Source organism: uncultured Collinsella sp., from assembly GCF_959026545.1.
Classification (GTDB): Bacteria; Actinomycetota; Coriobacteriia; order Coriobacteriales; family Coriobacteriaceae; genus Collinsella.
This window is the reverse complement of record NZ_CAUFLV010000001.1, coordinates 179,449-194,478: the sequence shown is the minus strand read 5'-3', so window position 1 is coordinate 194,478 and position 15,030 is coordinate 179,449. Positions and strand designations below refer to the sequence as shown.

At 63.2% G+C, this 15,030-nt stretch carries 10 protein-coding genes; 4 read left to right on the top strand and 6 right to left on the bottom strand.

Annotated features, from left to right (window positions below):
* Window positions 1-60: 60 nt before the first annotated feature.
* Window positions 61-834 (top strand): TetR/AcrR family transcriptional regulator, encoded by a 774-nt coding sequence (locus Q5Q88_RS00940; RefSeq protein WP_118654359.1) that lies wholly within the window; start codon window positions 61-63, stop codon window positions 832-834.
* A 2-nt stretch (window positions 835-836) separates the two neighbouring features.
* Window positions 837-5,519 (top strand): 2-hydroxyacyl-CoA dehydratase, encoded by a 4,683-nt coding sequence (locus Q5Q88_RS00935; RefSeq protein ID WP_302741242.1) that lies wholly within the window; start codon window positions 837-839, stop codon window positions 5,517-5,519.
* A 751-nt stretch (window positions 5,520-6,270) separates the two neighbouring features.
* Here the strand turns inward: Q5Q88_RS00935 and Q5Q88_RS00925 are convergent.
* The 5 genes from Q5Q88_RS00925 to Q5Q88_RS00905 all read right to left on the bottom strand — a co-directional run bounded on the left by Q5Q88_RS00925 (window position 6,271) and on the right by Q5Q88_RS00905 (window position 11,252).
* On the bottom strand, window positions 6,271-7,080 hold the full coding sequence (locus Q5Q88_RS00925; RefSeq protein WP_294121985.1) for a hypothetical protein: 810 nt from the start codon (window positions 7,078-7,080) through the stop codon (window positions 6,271-6,273).
* 73 nt (window positions 7,081-7,153) lie between these two features.
* Complete coding sequence (locus Q5Q88_RS00920) at window positions 7,154-8,011, bottom strand: metallophosphoesterase (RefSeq protein WP_302741241.1); 858 nt, start codon at window positions 8,009-8,011, stop codon at window positions 7,154-7,156.
* A 357-nt stretch (window positions 8,012-8,368) separates the two neighbouring features.
* On the bottom strand, window positions 8,369-9,352 hold the full coding sequence (locus Q5Q88_RS00915; protein ID WP_294121972.1) for a putative ABC transporter permease: 984 nt from the start codon (window positions 9,350-9,352) through the stop codon (window positions 8,369-8,371).
* A gap of 5 nt (window positions 9,353-9,357) precedes the next feature.
* Window positions 9,358-9,924 carry an HD domain-containing protein gene (locus tag Q5Q88_RS00910; RefSeq protein ID WP_302741239.1) on the bottom strand — a complete coding sequence of 189 codons (567 nt, stop codon included), beginning with the start codon at window positions 9,922-9,924 and terminating at the stop codon, window positions 9,358-9,360.
* Window positions 9,925-10,184: 260 nt separating this feature from the next.
* Window positions 10,185-11,252, bottom strand: coding sequence for a DUF389 domain-containing protein (locus Q5Q88_RS00905; RefSeq protein ID WP_302741238.1), 1,068 nt, complete (start codon window positions 11,250-11,252; stop codon window positions 10,185-10,187).
* A 268-nt stretch (window positions 11,253-11,520) separates the two neighbouring features.
* On the opposite strand from Q5Q88_RS00905, the gene Q5Q88_RS00900 reads away from it, so the two are divergent.
* The gene (locus Q5Q88_RS00900; RefSeq protein WP_302741237.1) at window positions 11,521-12,063 is read left to right on the top strand and encodes a hypothetical protein; all 543 of its coding nucleotides are present in this window, start codon (window positions 11,521-11,523) and stop codon (window positions 12,061-12,063) included.
* On the opposite strand, the gene Q5Q88_RS00895 is transcribed toward Q5Q88_RS00900, so the two are convergent.
* Window positions 12,035-13,129 carry an asparaginase gene (locus Q5Q88_RS00895; protein ID WP_302741236.1) on the bottom strand — a complete coding sequence of 365 codons (1,095 nt, stop codon included), beginning with the start codon at window positions 13,127-13,129 and terminating at the stop codon, window positions 12,035-12,037. The genes Q5Q88_RS00900 and Q5Q88_RS00895 overlap by 29 nt on opposite strands.
* Before the next feature lie 230 nt (window positions 13,130-13,359).
* On the opposite strand from Q5Q88_RS00895, the gene guaA reads away from it, so the two are divergent.
* Window positions 13,360-14,970 (top strand): glutamine-hydrolyzing GMP synthase, encoded by a 1,611-nt coding sequence (gene guaA / locus Q5Q88_RS00890; RefSeq protein WP_294121959.1) that lies wholly within the window; start codon window positions 13,360-13,362, stop codon window positions 14,968-14,970.
* Window positions 14,971-15,030: the final 60 nt, after the last annotated feature.

The window sequence follows — 15,030 nt, the reverse complement described above, 5'->3', positions numbered from 1 at the left end:
CACACCGTGTGCAATAATGCACAGAGAGTGAATTAGAACTCGGTCGAGGAAAGGGGCGATATGCCTCAGCCAACGGGCACATCCGCGTGCAAGTCCGATCGTCGCAGCCTGCGCTCCCAGCGCGCGCTCAGGTCGGCCCTCGCGGAGGAGATCACGGCGGGGGAGGACATCTCGCGCATCAGCGTCGCCGCGCTCACGGAGCGCGCGGGTCTTACGCGGCGAACGTTCTACTCGCACTATAAGGACATTCCCGACTTCATCGAGCAGGTGGAAGACGCGCTTTTGGCCGAGGTTCGCACGCTCGTGCGCGCCATTGCCGAGGCGACCCTGCCCGAGCTGTACGAGAGCATCGAGCACCTTGAGCCGGCGCCCGGCTCGGTTGAGCTGCTCCGTTACATCGCCGACAACCGCGAGCTCATCGGGGCACTGATTGGTCCCGGCGGTGACCAGGCGTTTATCAAGAAAGTCATCGATATGGCCTGCGCCGCAGTGTCGGACCGCATGCAGACGGGCATCTTTCCCGGCGCGCTCGGTGCCTTTTTCGACTACTACCTCGCCTCGGTGGTCGCCTCCGAGGTGGGCGTGGTGCAGCGCTGGTTCGATCGCGACCTCGCCGAGACGCCCGAGACGATGGCGCGCATCATGACGGTCATCGCCTTTGTGCGCCCGGGCGACCTCTACGGCATGCCCATCGACGTCAATGTGGCCGCATATGGCCTCAAGCTCATGGGACTGAATGTAGACAATTGCGAAATACCCCCGAATGACCTCCTTGCCGACCTTACGGCCATGCTCGCGGGCGGCACCTCGTCTTCCCCGACGGAAGGGAACTAACTATGGCTGACGATATGCAGAACATGCAGGCGAATTGCTCTGGGGCCTGCGGTGCCCCGGATTCTCCCGAACGGGGAGAGCTCGCGGGGGTGCCGCAGGCCCCGGAGGGTGCCATCTGGAACCCCGAGAACGCCCGCGGCGATCTCCGCGTGGGCATCGATGTGGGCTCCACCACGGTCAAGCTCGCCGTGCTGAACGACGAGAGCCAGATTGTATACGCTAAGTACCAGCGCCATCACACCGACGTCCGCGCCTGCGCGCGCGACCTGTTCGCCGGGGCCGCCACCGTGCTGCCCGAGGCTCGCATGACCTGCGCCATCACCGGCTCGGGCGGTCTTCTGCTCTCGCAGTGGCTCGGCCTCGAGTTCGTGCAGGAGGTCATTGCGAGCAAGCGCGCCGTCGAGACGCTCATCCCGCAAACCGACGTCGCCATCGAGCTCGGTGGCGAGGACGCCAAGATCATCTACTTCGACTCGGGCATCGAACAGCGCATGAACGGCACGTGCGCGGGAGGCACCGGCGCGTTCATCGACCAGATGGCGACCCTCTTGCACACGGACGCCGGCGGCCTGAACGAACTCGCCGCGCGCGCCGAGACCATCTATCCCATCGCGAGCCGCTGCGGCGTGTTCGCCAAGACGGACGTGCAGCCCCTCCTCAATGAGGGCGCCCGCCCCGAGGACGTCGCCGCCTCGATCTTCCAGGCGGTTGTGACCCAGACCATCTCCGGCCTGGCGTGCGGCAGGCCGATCCGTGGTCACGTCGCCTTCCTCGGCGGCCCGCTGCAGTACCTCTCCGAGCTGCGTCATCGCTTCTACCTCACGCTCAACCTCGACGACGAGCACATCATCGTGCCCGACAACGCCCATCTGTTCGTGGCCTCCGGCGCGGCCATGGCACATGAGTCGAGCAAGCTCGTGCGGTTCGGCGAGCTCATCGACGCCATCGACGCGCTGGGCGACACCCAGGGTGACGAGGTCGCCCGCCTGGATCCGCTGTTCGCGACCGAGGCCGACCTCGCCGAGTTCCGGGAGCGTCACGCGCGCGAGGTCGTGCCCCGCGGCGAGCTTGAGGGCTACACCGGGCGCGTGTTCATCGGCCTCGACGCCGGCTCCACCACGATGAAGGCCGCGATGGTGGGTGAGGATGGTCAGCTCCTGCACACCTGGTACGGTAACAACAACGGCGACATTCTGGGTACCGCCAAGACCATCATGGCGGACTTCTACGCGCATATCCCGGCTGGTTGCACCATCGGCCACGTGACCACCACCGGTTACGGCGAGGCCCTGCTCATCGAGGCCCTCAAGGCCGACTCGGGCGAGATCGAGACCGTCGCCCATCTGCGCGGCGCCCGCGCCTTCCTCCCCGGCGTCGAGTTCATCCTCGACATCGGCGGCCAGGACATGAAGTGCCTGCGCGTGCGCGACGGCGTGATCGAGCACATCATGCTCAACGAGGCCTGCTCCTCTGGCTGCGGTAGCTTCATCGAGAGCTTCGCCGTGTCTATGGATATGGACGTGCGCGCGTTCGCGGCCGAGGCCATCGCGGCGAAGAACCCCGTCGACCTGGGCAGCCGCTGCACCGTGTTCATGAACTCGCGCGTCAAGCAGGCGCAGAAGGAGGGCGCCACGGTGGGCGACATCGCGGCGGGCCTGTCCTACTCCGTGATCAAGAACGCCCTGTTCAAGGTCATCAAGCTGCGTGATCCCAAGGAGATCGGCACGCAGGTGATCGTCCAGGGCGGCACCTTCATGTCCGACGCGACCCTGCGCGCGTTCGAGCAGCTCACGGGCGTGCACGCCGTGCGCCCCGACATCGCCGGCTGCATGGGCGCGTACGGCGCGGCCCTGCTCGCCCGCGACCGCGCCGGCGCCTCTGGAGTCTCGACGGTGCTCTCTGCCCCCGATATCGCCGCGCTGACGGTCGAGCAGAGGCACGCCCGTTGCGGACGCTGCTCCAACAACTGTCAGCTCACCATCAACGACTTTGGCGGCGGCCGCCGCTTCATCACGGGCAACCGCTGCGAGAAGGGCGCGGGCCACAAGAAGCAGAAGTCTGAGGCGCCCAACCTGTTCGCCGCCAAGAACGACCTTCTGTTCAACCGCCCGACCCTGGCGCCCGAGGAGGCTCCGCGCGGCACCGTGGGCATCCCGCGCGCCCTCAACATGTACGAGAACTACCCGTTCTGGCACGCGTTCTTCACGCGCCTGGGCTTCTCCGTCGTGCTTTCCGACAACTCCAGTAAGGCCACGTACGAGAGCGGCATCGAGTCCATGCCGAGCGAGAGCGTGTGCTATCCGGCCAAGCTCTCCCACGGCCACGTGATGAACCTCATCGAGAAAGATCCGGATTTCATCTGGATGCCCTGCGTGCGCTGGGAGCGCAAGGAGGATCCGTCGGCGGGCAACTGCTACAACTGCCCCATCGTGATGAGTTACCCCACGGCGCTCGGACTGAATATCGACGACATCAGCGAGAAGCACGTCGAGTTCATGTATCCGTTCGTGCCCTACCACGACAAGATCGAGCTCAAGCGCCGCCTGTATGAGCTGCTCGCCGTCGAGCGCGTGGCCGATGCGGAGGCCGGACGCGGCCGCGTGCACGGGCCCAAGCTCACCCGTACCGAGATCGACGACGCCGTGAACGCCGCCTACGAGGCCGACGCCCGCTTTCATCAGGACATCCAGACCATGGGCGAGGAGGCCATGCACTGGATCGAGGAGCACGGCGGCCACGGCATCGTGCTGGCGGGGCGTCCCTACCACAACGACCCCGAGATCAACCACTCGCTGCCCGAGCTCATCGCGAGCTTTGGCTTTGCGGTCCTCACCGAGGACTCCGTGGCGCACCTGGTGAAGCCGGAGCGCCCGATCCGCGTGGTCGACCAGTGGATGTACCACAGCCGCCTCTACGCGGCCGCGCGCTTCGTGACCATGCGCAACGACCTCGACCTTATCCAGCTCAACTCCTTCGGCTGCGGCCTGGACGCCCTCACCACCGACCAGGTGCAGGAGATCTTGGAGGCCTCCGGCAAGATCTACACGGTGCTCAAGATCGACGAGGTGTCCAACCTGGGCGCCGCACGCATTCGCATCCGATCGCTCATGGCGGCGCTCAAGGACCAGGAGGCCGAGCGCGCCGCCGAGGCCGCCGCGTCGGGCGACGCCTACGAGCCGGGCGAGGCCTCGCCCGTGGCGCCCTCCACCGACGCGCCGGTGTTCGCGACGCACAAGTACGCCCTCGAGGCGCAGCGCGCGAGCAAGAGCGCCGCGTTCCCCAAGGTCGCGTTCACCGAGGAGATGCGCGACGCGGGCTACACCATCCTGTGCCCGCAGATGGCGCCCATCCACTTCGACCTCATCAAGGAGGTCTTCCAGGCGGCCGGCTACAACCTGGAGCTTCTGCCCTCCACGGATCGCGGCGCCGTCGAAGCCGGCCTGCGCTACGTGAACAACGACATCTGCTACCCGTCCATCCTGGTCACGGGCCAGATCATGGAGGCCATCGAGAGCGGCCGCTACGACCTGTCCCGCACCGCCGTGGTGATCACGCAGACGGGCGGCGGTTGCCGCGCCACCAACTACATCGCGCTCATTCGCAAGGCCCTGCGCGAGAGCGGGCACGCCGATATCCCGGTCATCAGCCTGTCCGCGGTCAAGCTGGACGAGCAGAACCCCGGCTTCAAGCTCACTCCCGCCATGCTCAAGGCATGCGTGTACAGCGTGTTGTTCGGCGACCTCATGATGCAGATGCTCTACCGCACGCGTCCCTACGAGGCCGAGCCGGGCTCCGCGAACGCGCTGTTCGAGGAGTTCATGGACCGCGCGCGCCGCATGGTGCCGACCTTCACGCGTCGCAGCTTCACCAAGCTCTCCCGCGAGGCGATCGACGCGTTCGATGTCCTGCCCCTCACCGGCGAGGGCACCAAGCCGCGCGTGGGCGTGGTCGGCGAGATCCTCGTGAAGTTCCATCCCACGGCGAACAACCACGTGGTCGACGTCATCGAGGCGGAGGGCTGCGAGGCCGTGGTGCCGGGCCTGCTCGACTTCTTCCTGTACTCCATGAGCAACGCGCAGGTGCAGAAGGGCGAGCTCGGCAGCTCTGCCGCTGCGCGCGCCAGCATGGACGCCGCCATCCGCCTGGTGGATTGGATGCGCAAGCCGGTCGAGGACCTGCTCGAGCGCAGCGTGCGCTTCGAGCGCCCCGAGCCCATCTCCGTGATGGCCGACAAGGCGAGCCAGGTGCTCTCCCTGTGCAACAACATGGGGGAGGGCTGGCTGCTCACCGCCGAGATGCTCGACCTGATCGACCACGGGGCGCCGAACATCATCTGCACGCAGCCCTTCGCGTGCCTGCCCAACCACGTGGTGGGCAAGGCCGTGATCAAAGAGCTGCGCCGCCAGCATCCCGAGAGCAACATCGTGGCCGTGGATTACGACCCCGGTGCGAGCGAGGTCAACCAGCTCAACCGCATTAAGCTCATGATCAGCGTCGCCAAGGAGAACATGCGCGCGGGCAAGGGCTTCGTGATGGAGCCGATCGCGACCATCCGCCGCGACTCGGTGACGAGCCGCATGAAGCCGCACCATCTCACGAGCGATGCCGAGGTCGAGCGCGTGGCGCATCGGCTGAGCCGCGGCCTGCACTGGAGGCGCGCGAGTAGGGGCGACACGGAGGAGTAAGCATCTCGACCAGGCATCTTACCCGAGGATAAGTTTCGATGAAAAAGGAGGCGGCCGCCCGAGCCGCCTTCTTTCTCTCATGTCCAAGAAATGGGAGGCAGCCTATCACCGGGCTCGTCTCCTTTTTGTCGTTTACGTTCCAAGCTGGCAAGCCTAAATGAGGCTTTTCGTATTCAAATCGGGATTCGTCGAGTAGGTGGCATTTGCGGCCTCCGGCGACCTGCGGTTTTTCCTACCGCCACTTTCGGCCTACTCGCGAGTTTTTAATTTCGATACGAAAAACTTCAAGAAGTGCGGCGCGCATCTCCGAAAGCGCGTGCCGCCAACGTAGTCTTGGCATAAAACGAGCGCTCTGGCGACTGCGATTGTCAAAAACGGTGCTTGTGTGACCGACGAATGGCAAAAGAAGGGGGCGGCTGGGCCGTTAACGAGAATCGAGCGATGCGGTAAACAAACGTATGTCAGTTATCTGCGCACCAAATGAGACATCTCAGAGAGCTGATAGCATTTATCTTCAAATAATGATGTGACACCCATCCACTAAATGGCATTGGTAGTGACTGGTCCGGTTACACGAGCGGAAAACTGACAGCGCTATCGAACTGTTGCGCCAAACGGCAGCAACGAGAGCTTCGCCATCTTGAACGCTGGCGGCCCAGGGGAATCCCGACGATGGCGATGCAGAACAGACACCCGACGCCAAACCAGTAGAGCGCGGTGAAGACGCCGCCTCTCGTGCGGGTTGCTCGAGCTATTGTTGCTGAGAAGCCTTCGCGCCAGCCTCTTTCGCGCGTTTCCCTATTTGATCTTGTATGCGCGCCCAGAGCTTCGGGCGAATACTTTTCGCGTTCAATACGGCCCGCAGCTTCTCTTTTGGTTCGGGAATAATATCGATATCGATCTGCTGCGTGTCTTTCAGGTCTTCGAGGAGTATCTGGTCGTTCAAGATGTTGACTCCGAAGCAGAGCAGTACGGAAAGGTACATGCTCGAGTCCTGCCAAAAGGTAACCTTGAATTCTGTTTCGGGGTCATCGGACCTTAGTCCTTTTCTGTATCCGGAGAAGCCCCAGACTTTGCAAATCAAGTTGCTCAGGGCGTGGTCCATACAGCTGCAGTATGGCCAGCCGCTCCTTTCCCCACCTTGGAAAACAAGTTTCTTCTCTTCCAGGGGTTTCGGCATCGCGCGCTTTTCGTACCAAGTCCAATGGATGGCATCGCACTTGTGTCCACCCCAGACACCTCCCTTCTTCCTGTCAAGCTCGGGGTCGCTCAACAGTTCGGCGTAGTCGCTCAATACGCTGCACCCTTGGGAGTATTGGAGCCACAGATCGTCAAACAGGTAGCTGTTTGCAAGCTGGTTGCGCACCAGCAAGATGAGCTGCCGAGCCAGGGCATCCCGCTCGCTCATGACGCGTTCCAAATCCTCGATCTCGCTGTCGAGCTCGTCCGTTATCCTCTCCCACTCGCTTGTAAACTCTTCGGGGTTGGCTGCGTAGGGTCGGATCTGCTCGAAGATCGCTTCGAGAAATTCTCTGGCGGTAAGGTTCGTTTTGTCGCTCATTTGTCGTCTTTCTTTCTCTCCGTCCGCGTGACTACTTCATTTATGTGACGGGTGGGCCTGATATCCGCAGGAATCAGAATGTCCCCGCCCACTCGCAGTCTACTTCCTCGGGTATAACGGCGCGCATCTCGTGCGTCTCGTCATCGGCGAGCAGGATGCTTCCATCTCCGAGCGGGCGGAAATCGAAATCGGTCGAAAACGTGTCGCAGGCCATGAATCGCTCGCCACTGAAGCCTTGCTCCTCAAGCTTGTGGACGGAATAGACGGGCGTGTGGCCGACGATCTGGTCGAGGTGCGGCATCCCGAGGACCGTGAGTTCGCTGGTCGATGCCCACAGGGGGCCGGGGATGCTTATGCCGCCACGTCCGGGGCCGCAGAGGTTGAACAGCAGGAGTTCCTCATCGTTAGCATGATCGAACATCTCGGTCAGTGCGTGGTCAAATGCAGCGTTGAGTTGGGCGGCAAGCGACTCGGCGGAATACGACGGCTTGCCGAAAGACTCGGCCTCGTCATCGATTTCAAGCACAATGTCCGCGAATTGGCTGGTGAGACCCGCGTGCGTGGCGAGCCATCCATCGACGGCGGCGGCCATGCGCACGTTCATCTGGGCGAGCAGGCGCCGGACGGGGATGATGCAGTTCAGGTTGGTGCCGGGGCCCTGACGTTCGACGAGGTACTGCATGTCGTGGTTTCCCAGCAAGACGTCTACCTGTACGCCGCGGTTGCGCGTGCGGTCGACCCAATCCACCTGGTATTCCAGCCCTCTGAGCAGCTTTTCGGCGTCGGTCTCGTCCCTGTCGGGGCTGTAGTCATCGCAATAATCCCCGAGCAACACGACCCGCTTCGCGCCGAGGAACCGGATGGCGTTGTCCACGATCGGCAAGACCAGATGTTGCTTCTGATGCATGTCCCCAACAACGATGGTCCTCATGTCTTCTCCTTTCAGGGGAGGGTCAAACAATACAATATTCTAATAATCACGTCTCCCTATTAACAAACAAGTTTTATAAAACAGCTGTTAGATGGCTATGGGAAATCATCAAGGACAGAGGGTCTAAAAATAAAACGTCTAATGGTCGCATGCTATCAGATAGACGGAGATCTGTGGCGAGGTGTACTCGTTGAACTCCTCTTTTGGCTCCGTGTCGGAGAGGGGTCCAGGCGCGCAGCGTGCCGGTATCGTCGAGGTCCGTGTTAATGGCGGTGCAGAAGTTGCCGGCAAAGAACGCCTAGCATACTCATCTGGGCGCGCCTTGACGGCTCGTCATCGGTTCAGCTTCGTCGCTGTTCAGTCCCTATGGAACAGCTCGCGGGCACGCTCCTTGAGCTTTGTCGCACGGATGACGCCCTCGTAGGACTTCAGCTTGATTTCGGGGAATGCGTTAAAGAAGCGCAGTTCGCGCCGGGTCATCATGGTCTTGAGCTTCTCGGGGGCGGCTTTCTCGGCGCGCGTCGCGATGCCATGTGCATGGCGGGCGACCAATCTCACCCCGCGCGTCCCCTCGGCGATGAAAGAGGGGAGCTCCACCCTTCCGCGGACGGCCTCGAACGTGCCGTCCGACATGTCGGCGAGCCACGAATTGAGTGCCCGGCTCCGCGCCTTGAGTTCGGCGGCCGAATCCAGTATCGGGGTGGGCACCTTGTCGAGCAGCGAGGTGGATGCGTCCTTGAGGGAGTCGTTGAACTTGTCGGCGATCTCGATGCGCAACAACTCGAGTTTTTGGGAGAGCTGGCGCCAGCTCACTACGGCGAACACGGTGTCGATCGCGATGCACGCGGCGCACCCGAGCGCAATGACTTTCAGCGCGAGGGAGGGGATGAGCTGCAGCGCGGCGAGGAGCGCGGGTTCGGCGACGCGGCAGACGATCACCGCGCCGGCCCCGAAGAGCGCGGCTCCGTATAGGCAGACCCTTCCCTTGATGTTGAAGGGGAGCTTGGAGTAATCCCAAAAGCGCGCGCCGGTGAGCCGTTCGAGCAGGGCGCCCACGGTGTACTCGATTGCGCTGCACACGAGGGCGGCGGCGAGGAACTGCGTGAAGACGCCGGGTATGTCGCGCAACAGCAGCCAGCACGCGACTGCCCCCACGCCGTAGATGGGGCAATAGGGGCCGAGGAGGAAGCCGCTGTTGGCGAAGTGACCGTAGTTCGCCATGGCGCAGACGGTGGATTCGTAAAGCCAGCCGGCGAACGAGAAGACCAAAAACGAGAGGAACAGCGCCGACAGGGGAGCGCCGGTTGCGGTCAGTGCGGCGAAAAATCCATCAAGGCTCATCGACGTTACACCGCCCGATTCTTGCTCGATGCCCGCTTGGGCAGGCGACCCGCGATGGTCTCGTGAAGGGCGCACGCCTTGTCGGCGAGGCAGACGATCCACGCCTCGCGGCAGGTCGGCGGCATGGGCACCAGCGGGAACATGTGACGGGCGATGATGTTGCGTTCGCGCGCGGTGAGTTCAAAGTCCTCCTCGGCGCGTGCGAGGGCCGTCGAGGGGTGCGTGAAGCCGTGCAGGCGGTGCGATGGGTCGGGGTCGTGCCAGTCGTAGAGGAAGTAGTCGTGCAGCAGCGCGCCGCGAATGAGCGAGGCGCGGTCGACGCGGACTCCGGCGCGGCCGAGGAAGTCCGCCATGGCGACGCTCGCGCGGGCGACCGAGAGCACATGGGCGTGCACGCTCACGTCTCCATGCTGGATGAAGCCGCGCGTGAGGCCAAAGCGCCCCTGTGATTCGAGCGCGCGTGCGGCGAGCTCGACTTCGTCGGCGGCGTGGGACGCGCACGGAGCGTGGCAAGAACCTGCGCATCCGCGTTCCCGCGCGCATGCCATGTTGCTCTCGAGTTCGTTTGCCACGGTCCACCTCCTCGTGGTCGCTTCAACGCAAAGCGGGCTGTCGGCGTATCGAGCCGATGCCCCGGCGTTAATGCCAAGACGTTACCACGCGAATGAGGACGCCCCGTGCACTCGGTGTGTTCGTTGTAAAAACTGTTCTTTGCTCGCGTTTGGTCGGATGGGGTGTTTCAGTCCTGTCGATCGTTGGGAGATGATACCTGCCGCGACGTCGCTGTTCCTATTGGCGACCGGTCCGTTGCTTCTTATCCGCGTCGAAAACCCTATCCCACGCTGAACTCGACGCGCTCCACGTCGGGGGCGTCCAGGCGTATCAGCTCTTCAGCGATGGTACGCTCTCGGCTGGCAAGGGGCTCCGACGTCGTGACGCGAGCCACGAGCTGCTTGGTGCCGTTTTGCTTCTCGACACCGTCCCCGCCCTGCGCCTGGGCGGACACCTCCATGCCGATCGAGTAGTTCTTGAACTCCGGGCACACCACGGCGAGCTCGCGCGCGGTCTCGGCGGCGCCGTAGTAATCGGTGGCTCCGGCGGCCTGCTCCTCGGCGGTGGCGAGCATGTTGCCGGTAAGTATCACACAGGGGATGGCGAAGATAGCGGTCCCCAGCATGATGCGCCAGCGAATCTTGTGCGACTCGGCGCGCACGAGCTCGTCTTCCGCTTCCGTCACCACTCCGTCGTCGTTGAGGTCGCGTTTGAGTGGCGTGTGCAGCAACAGCAAAACGAGCGCGGCGGAGAGTGCGATGAAGACGACGTTGATGCCGAATTCATACAGTGCCCCAAGGAAGACCCCGGCATTGGCAGCGGCGAGTCCGTAGCCCGCCGCGCACAGTGGAGGCATGAGGGCTGTGGCCACGGCGACGCCCGAGATGACGGTTGCTGGTTCTTGGTCGCGTGAGTTGCCCAGGCCACCCGCGAAGCCACCTACGAGTGCGAGCATAAGATGCCATATAGTGGGCCCCGAGTTGTCAACGAGGGCGGGGGTCATGCCCGCGGCAGGTGAGAGCACAAAATAGATGGTCGACGTGATGAGGCAAAAGGCCATTTGGAGCACGAGGCCGCCCAAGGCATCGCGCATAAGCGCCCGATCTACCGTAGCGACACCGTAGGCGATGGCGAGCACGGACCCCATGAGCGGGCAGATGAGCATGGCGCCCACGATGGCGATGTCGGAGTCGGTGTCCAAGCCAATGCAGGCAATGACCATGGCGACGATGAGGATGCACAGGTGCGTGCCGGTGAGTCGGGCCCCGTTGACAAAGCGCTTGCGGATCACATGGTAGGGCGCGCGTCCTTCGCGGATATTGAAGGTGCGGCAAACGAATTTCTGCACACCCCTCCAGGCGCGTTGCAGCGCAGGGCGATCGCCGTGGCGCCGCCGATGTCTGTCGATGTACTTCTGCCGCATGTTGTTGTCGTTACTCAAGGCGCTCACCTGTTGTTGTGGTTGGAATCCATATTGTGGAGTCGCGGAAATTCTATCTCTAAAGTGCTTGGAGTTGAGCGCCGCTCGCAAAGCGATGCGGAGCTGATGGATAAGATGTAAAGTACAGTTTACGTCTGGGCTTGATTGAGGGCGCAGGGGAGGTGCAGGGATCCCAATGAGGCAAAAGCTGTCGTTGACCGTGTTGCATGGTGGGAAATTTGTGCGCGTGCCCAAAGCGCTGGCTATTGGCACCGGCGCGAGGGGGTTCACGGCCTCCGAGCGCGATGCAATCGCGCGCGCCGCTGTTGCGGGGTTCAAAATCGTCGTGTTCACCGAGCTGTATGGAAGGCAAGCAGCGAAGGAATTCGACGGGGTTGACGGAGTGTCCATAGCGGTCCCCCGCGATTCAAGGCTTATGCCGGGTCCGCCCTTGACGCGCCGAGCGGCGCGGGTGGAGGCACTGACGACGGTGCTTCAAGGATGGGGTATGGGCCTGGAAGACGTGGTGGCAGTCGGTACCAGCCCCATCGATCGCGACCTGCTCATGGCAGCGGGTGCCCCCATTGCCCTGGAGGGGGCAGGTTATGACGCTTTGGCAGTTGCCGGCCTCAGGTTTTCCGCGCGCGAGGCCGACGGCCTTGTGCGGGCGATTGATGCGGCGTGCACGCTGGTCTCGAATCGCAGAGTGCCTACCACTCGTCCACGCGATCGTGGTTGATGGGGGTGTAGAACAGGCGCTGCAGCTCTTTGGGCTCGCGCGTTTGTCCAAGGGCCCACATGGTTTTTGCCACAAGTGCCTCGGTGGTCATGTCTCCGCCCTTGAGGACCCCGGGGTGTTCGGCATACGCACGACCGACCTCGTATACACCAAGGTCAAGGCCTTCTTCGGGCACTTGGGTTGTCATGACGATGGTGCGCCCCGAGTCGACCCAGTCAAAGATCGCCTCTTGGAACGATGAGTTGTCGGCGCCGAGTTCGGGCACGCCCCCCATGCCGAAAGTTTCGAGGATGATGGCATCGCAATCGGGTTTGAGCAGCTCAAACATGTGCGGGGTAAGACCCGGAGTGAGCTTGAGGACGCACACGCGGTTGTCAACGTGAGTGTAGAAGCGGGGGCTATCTCCGCTTGCGAGGCACTGGCCAATTGACGCGCCGGCACCCACCGAGGCGGTGCCCATGGATGCGGCGACTTCGCCTTCGGCAAGACCTGCGGCCACGGCAACGGAACCGCTGCGGATAATCTTGTTCTGGCGCAAATAGGCGAGCACGGGGTAATTCACGCTGGCAAAGGCGTTGAAGCTCATGGTGCGCTGCTTGCGGGCGCGCGTGCCGGCGATGGCATAGCCGCCAAAGACGATGGAGACGTCGCGCGAGCGGTCGTCTGCCGCGTACACGAGGCTCTGGTACAAGTTGATCTTGGCGTCGGTAAAGGGATTGCCCATGGGCTGCTGCGATCCGGTGAGGACGATGGGCTTGGGGCTGTCCTGGATAAGGTAGGAGAGCGCCGCCGCGGTGTATGCCATGGTATCGGTGCCGTGCATGACCACAAAGCCGTCGTGGTCGTCGTAGCCCTCGCGGATGACCTGGGCGATGCGCAGCCAGTCGGCCGGGCGCATGTTGGTGCTGTCGATGTTCATGGGCTGCACGATGTCAAGCTCGTAGAGGCCTTCGATTTGGGGCACGCTGCGTGCGAGTTCCTCACCAGAGAGAGCGGGGGAGAGACCATTGCCTTCCTCGGCCGAGGCGATCGTGCCGCCCGTGGCAATCAAAAGAATGCGTTTCACGCGTGGGCCTCCTCAACATGGCGGGTTACGACGACTCGGACATTGTAGTGGATGCCGACTGCTGCGAGAGATGCGTTCGCGGATGACTCGAGGAGGTTTCACGAGTCACATCGGCACAATGTGGCTAAAAACCATGTAAGGATTCTGCGCACGCGCAGCTTGGCGAGTATGATGTACCAATTGGCTAACACGTCTCGCCGTCGATTATGGCGGCACGGTTGGGAGGGTTCATGACCCAGAATGCATCCGAGCGGGCCGCGCAGAAGGTGCTGGTCTTCGACTTCGGCGCGCAGTATGCGCAGCTCATCGCCCGTCGCGTACGCGACCTGCATGTATATTCCGAGATCGTCCCGTGCGACATCACGGCCGAAGAGGTGCGCGAGATGGCGCCCGCGGCGCTGATTCTGTCTGGCGGCCCCGCGTCCGTGTACGCGGAGGACGCGCCCACGGTCGATCCCGCAATCTATGACCTCGGCCTGCCCATTCTGGGCTTCTGCTACGGCCACCAGGTGACCGCCGTCACGCTCGGCGGCGAGGTAGGCCACTCCGAGATCGGCGAGTACGGCCCCGCCACCATCGAGCGCGACCGCGAGAGCAAGCTCTTCAACGCCACGCCGCTTGAGCAGACCGTGTGGATGAGCCACCGCGACGCCGTCTCCCGCGTGCCCGAGGGGTTCGCCGTGACCGCGAGCACCTCCGTGTGCCCGGTTGCCGCCATGGAGGACGCCGAGCGCCGCATCTACACCACGCAGTTCCACCCCGAGGTCAAGCACACCGAGCACGGCCAGCAGCTGCTCCGTAACTTCCTGTTCGACATCTGCGGGCTTGAGGCCAGCTGGACCATGGACAACCTGGTCGAGACCATGGTGGGCGAGTTCCGCGCCGCCGTTGGCGAGGACCGCGTGATCCTGGCGCTGTCCGGCGGCGTCGACTCCTCCGTGGTCGCGGCCTTGGGCGCCCGCGCCGTCGGCCGCCAGATGACCTGCGTGTTCATCAACCATGGTCTGCTGCGCAAGGGCGAGCCGGAGCAGGTGGAGGAGGTCTTCACCAAGCAGTTCGACGTCGACTTCGTGCACGTGCACGCGGAGGCGCGCTACGCCGCGCTGCTCGATGGCGTGACCGATCCCGAGGAGAAGCGTCGCATCATCGGCACGCAGTTCTGGAACGAGTTCTTCGCCGTGGCGAAGGATCTGGAGACCGACGGCCGCCCGGTGAAGTACCTGGCGCAGGGCACCATCTACCCCGACATCATCGAGAGCGGCGCCCGCAAGACCGGCGGCAAGACGGCCACCATCAAGAGCCACCACAACCTCATCCCGTTCCCCGAGGGCGTGCACTTCGATCTCATCGAGCCGCTCGACCACTTTTTCAAGGACGAGGTGCGCGAACTGGGCCTGGCGCTGGGCCTGCCCGAGCACATCGTGCACCGTCAGCCGTTCCCGGGCCCCGGCCTGGCGATTCGCATCATCGGCGCGGTGAGCCCCGAGAAGCTCGAGATCCTGAAGAACGCCGACGCCATCGTGCGCGAGGAGCTGGACGAGTACAACGCGCGCCTGTTCGAGCAGACCGGCGAGCGCAACAGTGAGCACTCCTGCTGGCAGTACTTCGCCGTCCTGCCCGACATCAAGTCCGTCGGCGTTATGGGCGACGAGCGCACCTATCAGCGTCCGATCATCCTGCGTGCCGTCGAGTCCAGTGACGCCATGACCGCCGACTGGGCCAAGCTGCCCTACGACGTCCTGGCCCGCATCTCCGGCCGCATCGTGGCCGAGGTTCCCGGTGCCAACCGCGTGTGCTACGACATCACGTCCAAGCCGCCCGCGACAATCGAGTGGGAATAAGGTTTAAGGAACCAACTTCTGAAAAATCAAAAATATTAGTGTCTTAACTGACGATTATCG